Origin of the sequence: Tistrella mobilis KA081020-065, from assembly GCF_000264455.2 — a bacterium.
Taxonomy (GTDB): Bacteria; Pseudomonadota; Alphaproteobacteria; order Tistrellales; family Tistrellaceae; genus Tistrella; species Tistrella mobilis.
Genome location: NC_017956.1, coordinates 1,237,091 through 1,252,644, shown reverse-complemented (window position 1 = coordinate 1,252,644; position 15,554 = coordinate 1,237,091). Strand labels below are relative to the sequence as shown.

Here is a 15,554-nt window from a genome sequence, read left to right as displayed (position 1 = left end):
GGCCGCGCACGATGCTATGTTGCGCGCCGATCGCGACCGGCGTTTGCCGCCCCGGACCGTCCCGGCCCGGGAGCCGCCCCGGTCGCAACGGCGCCCCCGGGGTGCCGCGCATCGCCGAGGAGATCGTCCGCATGACCAAGATCAAGGTCGCCAATCCTGTCGTCGAACTGGACGGTGACGAGATGACCCGCATCATCTGGCGGTTCATCAAGGACAAGCTGATCCTGCCCTATCTCGACGTCGACCTTCTCTACTACGATCTCGGCGTCGAGCATCGCGACGCGACCAACGACAAGGTGACGGTGGACGCCGCCGAGGCGATCGCCAAGCACGGCGTCGGCGTGAAGTGCGCGACCATCACCCCCGACGAGGCCCGCGTCGAGGAGTTCAAGCTGAAGCAGATGTGGAAGTCGCCGAACGGCACCATCCGCAACATCCTGGGTGGCACCGTCTTCCGCGAGCCGATCATCTGCCGCAACGTGCCGCGCCTGGTGCCGGGCTGGACCCAGCCGATCGTGATCGGCCGTCATGCCTTTGGCGACCAGTATCGCGCCACCGACTTCAAGGTGCCGGGCAAGGGCACCCTGACCGTTCGCTTCCAGCCGGAAGACGGCGGCGAGGCGATCGAGTACGAGGTGTTCAAGTTCCCGGGCTCGGGCGTCGCCATGGCGATGTACAACCTGGACGAGTCGATCCGCGGCTTCGCGCGCGCCTGCATGAATTACGGCCTGCAGCGCGGCTATCCGGTGTATCTGTCGACCAAGAACACGATCCTGAAGGCCTATGACGGCCGCTTCAAGGACCTGTTCCAGGAGGTCTTCGACGCCGAGTTCGCCGACCAGTTCAAGGCCGCCGGCATCGTCTACGAGCATCGCCTGATCGACGACATGGTCGCCTCGGCCCTGAAGTGGGACGGCGGTTTCGTCTGGGCCTGCAAGAACTATGACGGTGACGTGCAGTCCGACACCGTCGCCCAGGGCTTCGGCTCGCTGGGTCTGATGACCTCGGTGCTGATGACGCCGGACGGAAAGACCGTGGAGGCCGAGGCCGCCCATGGCACCGTCACCCGTCATTTCCGCGAGCACCAGAAGGGCCGCGAGACCTCGACCAACCCGATCGCCTCGATCTTCGCCTGGACCCGGGGCCTCGGCTATCGCGGCAAGTTCGACGGCAACGACGCCCTGATCGGCTTCGCCGAGACCCTGGAGCGGGTCTGCGTCGAGACCGTCGAGGCCGGCCACATGACCAAGGATCTGGCGATCCTGGTCGGCAAGGATCAGGCGTGGCTCAACACCAACGCCTTCCTCGACAAGATCGACGAGAACCTCAAGAAGGCCATGGCTTCCTGAGGACCTGCCGTTAAGGCAGACGGCTGAAGATCGCGGGCGCGGCAGGGTTTCCTGCCGCGCCCGTCGTCTTTTCAGGGCCAGTATTCAGGACAGGGGGCCAGTTCAGGACGAAGGCGTCGTCCTGCTCCCCCGCGCCAGCAGATAGGCCAGGATCAGCCGGTCGCGCTCGGCCGCCAGCTCCTCGATCGGGCGGGCATCACCGCCGGCCGCCACGCCCTCGGCCAGCATGTCGACCACCTCGGGCGTCATCATCGGCGTGCCCAGATCCTGCCACCAGCTCTGGAAGGCGCCGCCCAGATGGTCGCAGAAGGCGCGGATGCCGCCCGGGCCTCCGCCCAGATGGAACAGGCTGACCGGCCCCATCGCCGCCCAGCGCAGGCCGGGCCCATAGGCCACGGCCTTGTCGATATCCTCGACACTCGCGACGCCCTCGGCTGCGAGATGGATGGCTTCGCGCCAGATCGCCGCCTGAAGGCGGTTGGCGATATGCCCGGGCACCTCCTTGTGCAGCCGCACGCAGACCTTACCGAGGCCGGTATAGAAGGCGTCGGCGGTGTCGATCACATCTGCATCTGTCAGGTCGTTGCCCATCAGTTCCACCAGTGGGATCAGATGCGGCGGGTTGAAGGGATGGGCGATGATCAGCCGCCCGGGTACCGCACATCCGGCCTGAAGCTGGCCGAGGGTAAGCCCCGAGGTGGAACTGCCGATGATCGCCTGCGGCGCCAGCCGATCCGCGATCCGGGCATAGAGCGCGTGCTTGACCTCGACCCGCTCGGGCACGCTTTCCTGCACGAAACCGGCGCCGTCCACCGCCTCGGCGGGGTCGGTGGTGAAACGCATCCGGCTGTCGTCGCCGGCCTGGGGCTGGCCCAGCGCGCTCAGCGCGTCGGCACTGGCCGCCACCAGCCGGCGGCAGCGCGCTTCCGTATCCGGGGCGGGGTCATAGACGACCACCTCGCGGCCGCTCGCGGCGAACAGCGCCGCCCAGCTCATCCCGATCGTCCCCGCCCCGAGGACGGCTATCCTGTCGAACATCGTCATCTCCAACCCGTGCAGCCCCAGGGGCCGTGGCCCCAACACTACGGCGCCGTCCGCCATCTGAAAACACGGCCATTCTCCCAAGCGGTCACGTCTCGACGACGGTTGCGGGCCTGCCTATTCTGGTGCCCCCTTCCCGATGAGGCGCACCATGACCGAACGCCGCATTCCCGTGCTGGTGATCACCGGCTTCCTCGGTGCCGGAAAGACCAGCCTGATCGCCGACATCTTCCGGCAGCGGCCTGAGATCGCCCCATCGACCGCCTTGATCGTGAACGAATTCGGCGAGACCGGGATCGACCATGAATTGCTGCGCATGGCCGGCGAACGGCAGGTGGCGATCGATGCCGGCTGCATCTGCTGCACCCTCAGATCCGATCTGACCGACACGCTGATGCGGCTGCATCTGGATCATGTCCGCGGGCAGATCGACCGGCTGGACCGGGTGATCATCGAGACCACCGGCCTGGCCGATCCGGCGCCGATCATCCACACGCTCGCCGCCCATCCGCTGACCGCGGCGCGGTTCGCGCTGGCGGGTATCGTTGCCTGTGTCGATGCCGAACATGGTGCCGCCCAGCTCGACACCCATGAAGAGGCTCTGCGTCAGGCGGTTCTGGCCGACCGGATCGTGATCACCAAGGCGGATCTCGCCGGGGCCGCCGCCACGGCGGCGCTGACTGCACGGCTGCAGGTGCTGAATCCGGGCGCCCTGATCCTGTCGCGAGAGGCGGCGCTGGCCGATCCCGACCGGCTGATCGCCCCCCTGCCCTATGCGCCCGAAGCCCGGGGCGACAGCGCCCGCGCCTGGCTTGCCGCCGAAGCGGAGGCCGATCGCCGGATCTGTGCCGACGGCGCCTGTTCGGTTCCGGGGAATGGGCATCATCACCATGATCACGGGCACGATCACGACCACGGGCACGATCATCATCACGGCCACCACCACACCGCCGATGCCCGCATCGCCACCGCCACCCGGCGGCTGCCGGCCGGCACCTCGCAGGCGCGGGTGATCCGCGCCGCAGAGCGCCTGGCCGCCCGGATGGGGCCGGCGCTGCTGCGGCTGAAAGGCCTGCTGCCGCCCGAGGGCGACCGCCCGGGCGCCGCCCTGCATGGCGTGCAGCACCGGCTCTACCCGGCCATGCCGCTCGGCCACGATGCCGATCTGCCCGGGGAACCGACGCTGGTCGCCATCACCCTGGATGCCGACCCCGTCGCGGCGCTGGATCAACTGGCGGCCGAGGCGGCGGCATGACCGGCAGTCGGGTGGTCTTCAGCTGGTTCGGCATGGACCGGCCGCCATCCGGTCCAGACCACCCGCAGCCGCCCCGCCCGCAACCGCCCCACCTGCACCTGACGCAGGCCGATGGCGATGTCGAAACCTATCTTGCCGCCTATCGCGCCGTGGGCGGCCCCCATGGCTGGTCGCGGCGCCTGAGCCTGACACGCGATGCGCTGCAGGCGATCCTGGACCGCCCGGGCCGGCGGGTGCTGATCGCACGGGATGCCGCCGGCACGATTCTGGGGTTCGTGGAGCTGGACCTCGCCCATGGCACGCCCGCGGCCCCGGCTGCCGAGATCGTGCATTTCGGCCTGGCCCCCGCCGCCCAGGGCCGCGGCTGGGGCAGCTTCCTGCTCGACCATGCGCTTCGCACGGCGTTCGAAGCCGGCGCGGCCCATGTCGTGCTCCACACCGACACCACCGACCATCCCCGCGCCTTCGGGGCCTATCTGAAGGCCGGCTTCCGCCTGCTCAGGGTCACGACGGCAGAGCCCGACGACTGGAACTGACCGCCGGCTCCCCATGGGGTCCGTGCGGGGGGTCCGTGCGGGCACATTATCTACCATAGATTTCTTATCTTTTCAGAAATATTTTCTTTAATTCATATTTGGCTACCTTTGCGATTTTATTTTTGATAAAAAGCTACGAATAAGTGACTACCCCATTGTTACCCGAACGAACGCGACCGGCGCATGAATGCCGGCCCGGGAGGAGCCCCATGGCCGATTTCTACTCGCAAGCCTTCAACTTCCCCAGCGCATTGCAGGGCGGCGTGGATCCGCGAACCGGGCTTTACAGCGTGACCCTGCCGGTCGCGCGACTGATCGGGAACGCCAATCTCGGGCCCTCGATCGATCTTGCGCTGCGCTATGACCCGCTGGGCGCGGCGGCACCCGGCATCGGCCAGGGATTTTCGCTCGGCCTTTCGCGCTACGACAGTGGGCAACGCCTGCTGATCCTGTCGACAGGGGACCAGTTCAAGGTCAACGAGACGACCAATGGTGTCTCGCTCCAGCAGAACCGGCTCGACACGGTGCGCTTCGAAAAGCTCACGACGGGGCCATACGCCGGCTATTACCGGATCACGCACAAATCCGGCGATGTGGAACTGTTGCGCAACGACGCCTTCGCCGTGAAGGTGCCTGGCCGGATCTACAGCCCGACCGGACGGCGCCTCGATCTGACCTGGGATCAGTCGGGAACCACCCGGCGGCTGACCCAGGTGAAGGACGAGACGACGGTTCTGTTTCAGGCGACTTACGGCACCTCGGTCAGCACGCTCACCGTCTGGCCGGGACAGGCCGGAAGCTACACGCTCCGCCTCTCCTTCCAGGGTAACTATCTGAGCCGGGTGGAGAATACCGCCCAAAACCCTGCCCTCGCCTGGAGCCTGACCTACAATCCGGTCGGCGGCCGGCAGATGCTGACCGAACTTCAGTCGCCCACCGGGCTGATCGAACGGGTGACTTATCTGGCCAGCGGCGCCGCCTTCCCCTCGGGTGCGGGCCTGCCCGCCCTGCCGCGGGTCGACAGCTACACCCAGTATCCGCAGGGAAATCAGCCGGCGATCGCCCGGACTTACACTTATTCTTCAACCAACTACCTGGGCGCCTCGGCCAGCGGCGGTCGCTGGAGCCCGGATTCTGATTATCTCTACGATGTCCTGACCAGCTACAGCTACTGGTCCCGCGAGATATCGGTCTGCGGCGACCGGACGATGACCATCGAGCGGACCTATAACAACTTCCATCTGATGACCAAAGAGGTCGTCAGTCAGGGCAAGGCCGCCCGGACCACCGAGACCGTCTATTACGCGCGGATCGGCACCCAGTTCAAGGATCAGCCGGCACAGTTCCAGCTGCCGCGATCGAGCACCGTGACCTATGCCGGCAATGGCGGCCAGTCGTCACGCACCGAAACCACCACCACCGAATTCGACGGCGCGGGCAACATGACCCTGCAGGTGACGCCGGACGGCACCACCACGAGCTGGGTCTATTATCCGGCCGGTGGCGAGGCGGGCAAATGCCCCGCCGACCCGAACGGCTTCGTCCGTTTCCCCAAAACCTGCACCGTCACCCCGCCCACCACCGGCTACGACGCCCCTGTCGAAGTGACCAGCTATATCTATGGTCAGCTGGGCGTGGTGGCGGGGACGCCGGTCGCAAGCGCGGTGATGAAGACGCGGGAAGATCTGTCCCGCGACGGGCGGCTGCTTCACAGTGCCACCTATGCCTATGTCACCGACACGGGATCGGCCGAATTCGGCCGGATGTCGCGGCTGACCGAGACCATCCATGTCCCCGGCGGCAACCCGCCCTCCTATGACCGGCGCACCGATTTCACCTTCACCCGCCAGGGTGGGGATCTGGTTCAGACCGCGACCATCACCACCCATGACGGCTTCACGGTGACCCGCCGGCGCGTACAGACCACCTATGGCGCCCGACTGGTCTCCGAGACCGATCCCTGGGGTGTGGAGACCCGCTACACCTATGACGGGCTCGGCCGGATCCTGACCAGCACGGCCAGCCCCGGTACCGGCTTCGAAACCGTGCAGAGCTATGCCTACGACCTGCTGACCGGCCCGCAGAAGACCTCGGCGACCACCGTCACCGACACCCGCGGCGTCCGGACCCGCTACTGGACCGACGGGCTTGGCCGGGAAGTCCGGCGCGAGATGGCGGATGCCGACGGGACCCTCCAGGGCTGGATCACCATCGCGTCGCGAAGCTACGACGCCTGGGGCCGGGTGACGGAAGCCACCGATCTCGACACGCTGCGGCCGGATGGCGGCAGCGGCCAGACCACCGTCTCGGGCACCAGCCGTTTCGGCTATGACGACTGGGGCGGCAACGACATCATCACCCTGCCCGACGGTCATCAGGAGCGCAGCGCCTATGATCCGGTGACCCTGCAGACGCAGACCGGCCTGGTCGGCGCAGGACAGGGATGGCAGATCACCACCTGCAATCTTATGGGCCTGCCGACGACGACCCGGCGCTACGCCGCCGACGGCAGGCTCCAGGCCACCATCACCTGCACCTATGACGGCATCGGCCGCCTGCGCCGGCGCACCGACGAACTCGGCCAGGTAACCGCCTATGCCTATGACGACTGGGATCGTGTGACCGCCACCACCCTGCCCGACGGCACGGTGGTCACCAAAAGCTATGCACCCGATTCCAACGGCACGCTGATCACTGCGGTGCGGGTAGGCAACACCTCTCTCGGCACCCAGACCTTCGACGGTCTGGGACGCAAGCAGACGGCCGTCACGGGCGGCCAGACCAGCAGCTTCTCCTACGACGGCAACCGGCCGGTTCCCGCAAGCGAAACCCGCCCCGACGGCGTCACCGCCAGCTTTGCCTGGGAGCCGGCCCTCGGCTTCGCCCGCACGCGCGTCAGCGCGGGCGGCATGGTTCAGACCTATGCCTATGCGCCGGCGGGCATCCTACTGACCGACGCCACCCAGGCCGGCGGCGCCGTCCGCGACATCGCCTATTACCCGTCGGGCCTGCTCAAGGGCGAAACCACCCGGACGGCCACCGATGCGCCCGCCCGCAGCACCTCATATCTGCACTCGCTGCAGGGCCGGCTGCAACACTGGACCGATGTCGGCGGCACCACCCAGCGCTTCGCCTATGACGGGCTTGGCCGGAACACGAGCATCACCGATCCCGGCCTGACCGCCAGCCTCAGCTACGACGCCTTCGGGCGCCCGTCGAGCTGGACCACGACCGACCCCACCACCGGCCGCACGCTCACCACCACCCTCGGCTACGACGCCTTCGGCCTGGAGACCAGTCGGGAAATCTCGGGCGCCGCCAGCCTCTCGATCTCGCAGAGCTGGCGGGCGAACGGCCAGATCCAGAGCCGGACCACCCGTCAGGCCGGCGCCACGCTCCGGCAGGAGAGTTTCGGCTATGACAGCCGCAACCGCCTGACGAGCTACAGCTGCACCGGCAGCCAGCCGCCGACCGATGTCTCGGGGCGCCCCATCTCGGCCCTGGCGCTCACCTATGACGCGCTCGGCAATGTGCTGGGCTGCACCACCACCCTGGCCGACGGCACCGACACCGCCGTCTTCACCTATGATACGACCGATCCCACACGGCTGGTCCGGGTCACCCACACCCATCCCGGCTATCCGGCTCGGATCGACCTCGCCTATGACAGCGCCGGACGGATGATCCTCGATGCCGCCGGACGCCGACTGGGCTATGACCCGCTCGGCCGGCTGATCACGGTCGATGGCGGTGCGACCGCAAACTATGGCTATGATGCCACCGACCGGCTGATCCTTCAGGGCCCGACTGGCGGTGGCCAGGAGCTCCACTATCGCGGCAGCCTGCTCACCAATCAGATCGAGAGCGGCGGCTCACTGCGCTTCCCCAGCCTGGCAGGCCTCGCCCTTGGTCAGCGCCGCGACGGAAGCGGAGCCGCCACGACGCTCTACGGCACCGACGGCAAGGGGAGTGTGCTGCTCGCCGCCGGTATCGGCAGCTTCGCCTATACCCCCTATGGCTTCCGGCCGATCTCGACCGCCGTACCCAACGGCTTCGATGCCGAACGGCAGGATCCGGCGACCGGCATGATCCATCTGGGCAATGGCTACCGGGCCTATGATCCGGCCCTGATGCGCTTCACCACGCCTGATTCCTGGAGCCCCTTCGGCCCGGGCGGCATCAATCGCTACGCCTATTGCGCAGGCGACCCCATCAACCTGGCCGATCCGACAGGGCATCTGAGCGTCAGCGCCTGGATCGGTATCGGTCTCGGCATCGTGGGGATCCTCGCCACCGTCGCCACCTTCGGTCTGGCTGCTGCGCCGGTGATCGCGGCGGAAGGCGTGATCGCGGGGATCAGCGCCGGCGCCTCGGCGGTGGGGGTGATCGGTGGGCTGGGTCTTGCCGCCGACATCACCGGCATCGTCAGTGGTGCCCTTGAGGACGCGGCACCGCAGGCCTCCGCCATCCTGGGCTGGGTGTCGATGGGCCTCGGCGCTCCGGGTGCGATGGAGGGCCTGGGAAAACTCGGCAGCACGGTCGGCCGCCGGGTCAGCAACAGCCTTTCGGAGCTGTCAGAACGTGTCGCAACGATCCAGCGCGAAGGACTGGGCGGCCGTGGCGCGCCCAGGGCTGCGCGCGCCTGGGCAGCGGAGGCCCGGGCGGCCCGCAGACCCTGGGAAGCCGCTACGGAAGGTCGCCAGACCGTACGCGCAACCTCGGGCGTCGAATCGCCCCGGACGGGTTTCGACAATGGCAGGCCTACCGACGTCCAGGGCGGGGGAACGGCCCGGACCAGCGAATACCCGCATCTGTCCCCGGCCGAGAACGACCGCGCCCGCCCTGCAGGACAGCAGCGCGACCATGTCACCTCCACCCGTTATGTCACCACGACGATCGGTGACTGGAACCCGGAGCAGCGCATGCGCGAACGCTTCGACGTCGTTCAGCGCTTCCGCCAGGACAACCAGATCGGCGCGCAACCGCTGCATGACAGATTCATCGCGGCCGACAACCAGGGGCGCCTCTACAACGTGACGGCAAGTTCGCCCAGCGGCAGAACCCAGGTCCCCACCCGGGGCGTTCCGCTCGCCGAGACCAATGCGGACCGGCTGACATTCACCGTCGGTGCACCGACCGGCGACCCGCCGCTCAGCCCGCGCAGCATCCGCCGACGCGTGCCCGACACCGGCTATCGGTAATCACCCCTCCTCCGCAACCCCACCCGCATGTCAAAGGGAGACCGCCAGATGGACGCCGTGCAGAGACAAGCCGCCGCTGGTACCTACGAGAACCCGAAAGTCTGGGGCAATGACGCCCAGAAAGGCGACATCTTCGTCGTCCGCCCGTCCGATGCCGACAACAACCACATCTATGCCGCCGGCGACTTCATGATCGCCCAGTTCGACGGCAGCAGCCAGGGCCGCTACTACCCGGCCTGGGGCGAGAACAATGCCGACTGGCAGCACGCCTGGAGCGGCCTGTCCGATTTCCGCATCGTGTTCGAAACCGGCGCCACCTCCGGCTCGATCTACGGCAACGGCCTCAACCAGATCGGTGTGCGGATCTACTTCACGCCGATCGATGTGAACAGCACCGTAGTGCCGCTGAGCCCGGCCGTGCTGGCGCGCACCAGCATCACCCTGCTCGACTATACCACTGCCCAGTCCCTGCCCTCGGGCTGGGCCTATGGCACCTCGGTCAACCAGTTCCACACCCTGCCCGAAGGACAGAACGCAGTGGCGCGCTTCGCCCAGTTCGTCCAGGAAGTCACGACCTATTACGTCACCTGCGCCACCGATGCGCGGTCACGTGCCATCACCATCGGCAGCAAGATCACCCTGCCGGACGGCGGTTACGCGCTGAACGCCGACCAGCATTTCAGCGCCCCTGCCGGCAACTTCAAATACAGCGTCGCGCTGCGCGCACTGACCCCGATCTTTTACAATTCGAGCAACACCCGTCTCGACCGCGAGGATACGGCGAACGGCAAGGATTGGGACCAGGACAACTATTACTTCACCATCACCGAACAGGGCTGCTACATCATCCGCTCCGACATCAGCGGTGCGCCGAGCGGGCCGTCGAACTGGTCGATCATCTCGAAGGACAAGCACCCCAACTGGCACTACATCTGGCAGTTCGGGCCTGAAAACACCGCCTATATTTCTCAGATCGGCATCAATATCCGCTACAACCAGCGCCGCAATGCCGTCTGCCTGACCCGGCTGCACAGCAGCAGCTACAACTCGGGCTATGACAACTGGTATTACGAGACCCGGTTCACGATCTACGACCAGTACGGCAACAGCGGTCTGTTCAGCGCCGTGCGCAATGAAAGCGACTGGGGCAACACCATCTGGGTGGCCGAGGGCAACCACACCAGCAAGGGATGAGGCCGGATGCAGAAGGGCGGCAGGTCATCACCTGCCGCCCCCCTGGTGAATGATGGAACCGAATGACGCTCAGCCGGCGAGCGCCGCCGCCACTGCCTTCACCGCATCGGCCGCCTTGTCGGCCTCGGGGCCGCCGGCCTGGGCCAGGTCGGGACGGCCGCCGCCGCCCTTGCCGCCCATGGCCTCGGCCGCGGCGCGAACCAGGTCCACGGCGCTGAACCGGCCGGTCAGGTCTTCGGTGACGCCGACCACGACGCCGGCCTTGCCCTCGTGGACGCCCACGATCGCAATCACGCCCGAGCCGATCTGCTTCTTCAGCGCATCGGCAACCCCGCGGAGTTCCTTGGCCGGCACGCCGTCGAGCACGCGGCCGGCGAAGCGGACATCGCCGATCTGCTCGATCTGTTCGCCGCCGCCGGCACCGCCGGTCGCGATGTCGCGGCGCAGCTTCGCCACCTCGGCTTCCAGCTTCTTGCGCTCGTCGAGCAGGCCCTGAATGCGGTCGACCAGTTCGGCCGCCGGTGCCTTCAGCACCGAGGACGCCTCGGCCAGACGGTCCTGCTGCAGCTCCACATAGGCCAGCGCCGCATCGCCCGCCACCGCCTCGATCCGGCGGACGCCGGCAGCGACGCCGCTTTCCGAGACGATCTTGAACAGGCCGATATCGCCGGTGCGGGTGACATGCGTACCGCCGCACAGCTCGACCGAATAGGCCGAACTGCGGCCGTCTTCGCCGAGCAGGCTGCCCATGTCGACCACGCGGACCTCGTCGCCGTACTTCTCGCCGAACAGCGCCATGGCGCCCTGGGCGATCGCCTCGTCGGGCGTCATCAGCCGGGTGCCGACCTCGCCATTGGCGCGGATCAGCCGGTTGACGTCGGCCTCGATCGCCTTCAGATCCTCACGCGCGATCGGGGTCGGCTGCGAGAAATCGAAGCGCAGCCGGTCGGGCGCGACCAAAGAGCCCTTCTGGGTGACGTGATCGCCCAGCCGGCGACGCAGCGCCGCATGCAGAAGATGGGTCGCCGAGTGATGGGCGCGCAGGGCATCGCGCCGGGCGGTATCGACGGTAAGCCGCACCGCGGCACCCTTCGCCACGCGGCCCGCAACCACACGGCCCATATGGATGATCAGGTCACCCAGCTTCTTCGCCGTATCGGTAACCTCGATCTCAAGCCCGCCCTCGCCGGTGATCCGGCCGGTATCGCCCATCTGGCCGCCGCTCTCACCATAGAAGGGCGTCTGGTTGACCACCAGGGCGATCTGGCTGCCGGCTTCCGCGGCATCGACCGGGGCGCCGTCGACCAGCACCGCCTGCACCACGCCGTCGGCCGCCGTGGCGCCATAGCCCAGGAATTCGGTGGCGCCCGCGGCGTCACGCACCTCGAACCACACCCGGTCGGTGGCGGCTTCGCCCGAGCCCGACCACGAGGCACGGGCCTTGGCGCGGGCTTCCGCGAGCGAGGTTTCGAAACCGGCGGTATCCACCCCGCGGCCCTCGGCACGCAGCACGTCCTGGGTCAGGTCGAGCGGGAAGCCATAGGTGTCGTAAAGGCGGAAGGCCACCTCGCCCGGCAGCTTCTCGTCGGCACCCAGCGTCTGGGTGGTCTCTTCCAGCAGGCGCATGCCGCGGTCGAGGGTCTGACGGAAGCGGGTCTCTTCCAGCTTCAGCGTCTCGGTGATCAGGGCCTGGGCGCGGCGCAGCTCGTGATAATGGTCGCCCATGGTCTCGATCAGCGCCGGCACCAGCCGGTACATCAGCGGCTCGGCCACGCCCATCTTATGGGCATGGCGCATGGCACGGCGCATGATCCGGCGCAGCACATAGCCGCGGCCCTCGTTCGACGGCAGCACGCCGTCGGCGATCAGGAAGCCCGACGAGCGCAGATGATCGGCGATCACCCGGTGTGACATCTTGAACGGGCCGTCCGGTTCGGTACCGCTGGCGGTGGCCGAGGCCGAGATCAGCCGGCGGAAGATGTCGATGTCGTAATTGTCGTGCTGGCCCTGCAGGATGGCCGCAATCCGCTCCAGCCCCATGCCGGTGTCGATCGACGGCTTGGGCAGGTCGAGCCGGTTGCCCGGCGCGATCTGCTCGTACTGCATGAAAACCAGGTTCCAGATCTCGATGAAGCGGTCGCCATCCTCGTCCGGGCTGCCGGGAGGGCCGCCGGGGATGTCTTCGCCATGGTCGAAGAAGATCTCGGAGCAGGGGCCGCAGGGGCCGGTATCGCCCATCGCCCAGAAATTGTCGCTGGTCGCGATGCGGATGATCCGGTCGTCGGACAGGCCGGCGATCTTCTTCCAGTAGCCCGCCGCCTCGTCATCGGTGTGATAGACGGTGACCAGCAGCCGGTCCTTGGGCAGGCCGAATTCGCGCGTGACCAGGTTCCAGGCCAGATCGATCGCCTGTTCCTTGAAATAGTCGCCGAACGAGAAATTGCCCAGCATCTCGAAGAAAGTGTGGTGCCGGGCAGTATAGCCGACATTGTCCAGATCGTTGTGCTTGCCGCCCGCGCGCACGCATTTCTGCGAGGTCGCCGCCCGGTCATAGGGCCGCTTCTCGGCGCCGGTGAACACGTTCTTGAACTGGACCATGCCGGCGTTGGTGAACAGCAGGGTCGGGTCGTTCTGCGGGACCAGCGGGCTCGACGCGACCACCTCGTGGCCGTTCTTCGCGAAGAAGTCGAGGAAGGTCCGGCGGATCTCGGTCGCGCTGGTCATGGTGGAAAACGTCATCCCGTGTTGCAAACGCAGGTGAAGATCGACGGAACGGGGGGCCGGGCCGGATTGTTTCCGGCCATCTGCGCCCCTGGCTTCAACAGCCCCTTCGGCCTTAACGGCAACGAGCCCCGCAGGCGGTGCCGGCGACCCCAAGGATCCCAGGATCCCCATGCGTCGCCGCCCCACCCGGAGGCCCGGCCATTCAGGTTCAGCCGCTCCCAGGGTTCGGACGTTTTACCCGTGCCGCCCGCCATTGTCCACGCGGGCGTTCAGGGCGTGACCACCCGTGGTGATCACGCCGTCCCCCAGAGGGTTTCAGTCCTCGTCGTCAGACGCCATGAAGGCCGTGCCGCCGACCACCGAGAGCGGGGTCTTGTTGGCACCCAGGCCATAGGCCTCGCGCACCCGGTTTTCGACCTCGCGGGCGATTTCGGGGTTGTCGCGCAGGAAGGTCTTGGCGTTCTCACGCCCCTGGCCGATACGCTGGTCGCCATAGGAATACCAGGAGCCCGACTTCTCGACGATGCCCTGCTTGACGCCCATGTCGATCAGCTCGCCGGTCTTCGACACGCCCTCGCCATACATGATGTCGAACTCGACCTGCCGGAAGGGCGGCGCGACCTTGTTCTTCACCACCTTGACGCGGGTCTGGCTGCCGACGACCTCGTCACGCTCCTTCACCGCGCCGATGCGGCGGATGTCGAGGCGCACCGAGGCGTAGAACTTGAGCGCATTGCCGCCCGCGGTGGTTTCGGGGCTGCCATACATCACACCGATCTTCATGCGGATCTGGTTGATGAAGATCACCACGCAGCGCGAGCGCGAGATCGAGCCGGTCAGCTTGCGCAGCGCCTGGCTCATCAGCCGGGCCTGCAGGCCGACATGGCTGTCGCCCATCTCGCCCTCAAGCTCCGCCTTCGGCGTCAGCGCCGCGACGCTGTCCACCACCAGCACGTCGATCGCGCCCGAGCGGACCAGCGTGTCGGCGATTTCCAGCGCCTGTTCGCCGGTATCCGGCTGGCTGATCACCAGCTCGTCGATGTTCACGCCCAGCTTGCGCGCATAGGACGGGTCCAGCGCGTGCTCGGCATCGACGAAGGCGCAGGTGCCGCCGCCGCGCTGGGCTTCGGCGATCGCATGCAGCGCGAGCGTGGTCTTGCCCGAACTTTCCGGGCCGTAGATCTCGATCACGCGGCCGCGGGGGAACCCGCCCACGCCGAGAGCGATGTCAAGGGCGAGAGAGCCCGTCGGCACGACATCCACATCGACCTTTTCCTGCTGGCCGAGCTTCATCACCGAGCCCTTGCCGAACGCGCGCTCGATCTGACCGAGCGCGGCTTCGAGTGCCTTCTGCTTGTCCATCTCGTCCTTGCCTGTCAGGCGCAGTTCGGTTTGAACCATGGGCACCATGGCCACGCCCCTCTTGTTCCACAGGCGGTCACCCGATGCAAGCACCGCCGCCTGCAATCACTATGTACTCTTTTTGTTCCGGCTTGCAAGCCTCCCGTCGAGCAGGACGATCAGGGCCGTGAAAAATGGCCGTGTCACAGCGTGACAGGGTACCGCCCCGCTTCTGTCACAGCTTTGTCCGTGTCCGCACGCCCCGCCCTGCAGGCATCATCCGGATCGAGGGGTGGTTCGCCGTGGCGCCAGCAGAGGATCGGTGCCGGTCGAGGGACCGCGAACTGCCCCGACGCAACAGTTTTGGCTACCCCGCGCCTCACACCGGAGGCCGGACCTCGTCACGGAGGGTCGTGTAATGACCGACAGCACCATCAAGCGGATGGACAGCCTGCTCGCCATGGCGCTTGCGATCGCCTGCGCCGGCGCGGTCGCGACCATGACACCCGCCTTCGGCCAGGACGTGATGGATCGACCGGACCCGATCGACTCGCAGACGCTGGAAGCGACACCCGACACCGATCCGCTTGCCGGCCAGTCTGCCCCTCTCAGCCGCGACCTGCCGAGCGATGCCCAGGAACGCATCCGCTTCGAACAGGCTGCCAGTGCCGAAATCCAGCGCTGGGACGCCGAGGTGTCGATGCGCGTCCGCGAGCTTCAGCTTCAGGACGATTATGGTGCCGACCGGGCCCGCACCGACCTGACCAGATCCTGGCAGGAGGTTACCGAGAGTTATCAGCGGCTTCAGGCCGCGCCCGATCGACAGTTCGAGGATCGTAAGGAGAAATTCCTGACCGCCTGGAACGGCTTCGAAGAGACCTGGCGGCGCACGCGCGCGACGTGACGTCGCTCC

General features: G+C 67.1%; 9 protein-coding genes. 6 read left to right on the top strand and 3 right to left on the bottom strand.

All coding sequences use genetic code 11. The features are described from left to right. The first annotated feature begins 131 nt into the window (after positions 1-131). Complete coding sequence (locus TMO_RS05720; protein WP_041605546.1) at positions 132-1,349, top strand: NADP-dependent isocitrate dehydrogenase; 1,218 nt, start codon at positions 132-134, stop codon at positions 1,347-1,349. Positions 1,350-1,451: 102 nt separating this feature from the next. Here the strand turns inward: TMO_RS05720 and TMO_RS05715 are convergent, their stop codons facing one another. After that, complete coding sequence (locus TMO_RS05715) at positions 1,452-2,393, bottom strand: 3-hydroxyacyl-CoA dehydrogenase NAD-binding domain-containing protein (protein ID WP_051045313.1); 942 nt, start codon at positions 2,391-2,393, stop codon at positions 1,452-1,454. 148 nt (positions 2,394-2,541) lie between these two features. Between TMO_RS05715 and TMO_RS05710 the strand changes: the two genes are divergently transcribed. The 4 genes from TMO_RS05710 (at position 2,542) to TMO_RS05695 (ending at position 10,576) form a co-directional block, all read left to right on the top strand. Next, positions 2,542-3,645 (top strand): CobW family GTP-binding protein, encoded by a 1,104-nt coding sequence (locus tag TMO_RS05710; RefSeq protein ID WP_014744652.1) that lies wholly within the window; start codon positions 2,542-2,544, stop codon positions 3,643-3,645. Further along, entirely contained in the window at positions 3,642-4,181 is a 540-nt protein-coding gene (locus tag TMO_RS05705) for a GNAT family N-acetyltransferase (RefSeq protein WP_014744651.1), read from the top strand. Before TMO_RS05710 ends, TMO_RS05705 begins: the two co-directional genes overlap by 4 nt. 209 nt (positions 4,182-4,390) lie before the next feature. Then, positions 4,391-9,382 (top strand): RHS repeat-associated core domain-containing protein, encoded by a 4,992-nt coding sequence (locus tag TMO_RS05700; RefSeq protein ID WP_014744650.1) that lies wholly within the window; start codon positions 4,391-4,393, stop codon positions 9,380-9,382. Positions 9,383-9,430: 48 nt separating this feature from the next. Beyond that, a complete protein-coding gene (locus tag TMO_RS05695; RefSeq protein ID WP_014744649.1) occupies positions 9,431-10,576 on the top strand; it encodes a hypothetical protein in 1,146 nt (381 codons plus the stop codon). 69 nt (positions 10,577-10,645) lie between these two features. On the opposite strand, the gene alaS is transcribed toward TMO_RS05695, so the two are convergent. Continuing rightward, complete coding sequence (alaS, locus tag TMO_RS05690) at positions 10,646-13,300, bottom strand: alanine--tRNA ligase (RefSeq protein ID WP_014744648.1); 2,655 nt, start codon at positions 13,298-13,300, stop codon at positions 10,646-10,648. A gap of 315 nt (positions 13,301-13,615) precedes the next feature. After that, positions 13,616-14,701 (bottom strand): recombinase RecA, encoded by a 1,086-nt coding sequence (gene recA, locus TMO_RS05685; RefSeq protein ID WP_041605543.1) that lies wholly within the window; start codon positions 14,699-14,701, stop codon positions 13,616-13,618. A gap of 358 nt (positions 14,702-15,059) precedes the next feature. Between recA and TMO_RS05680 the strand changes: the two genes are divergently transcribed. Continuing rightward, entirely contained in the window at positions 15,060-15,545 is a 486-nt protein-coding gene (locus tag TMO_RS05680; RefSeq protein WP_014744646.1) for a hypothetical protein, read from the top strand. Positions 15,546-15,554: the final 9 nt, after the last annotated feature.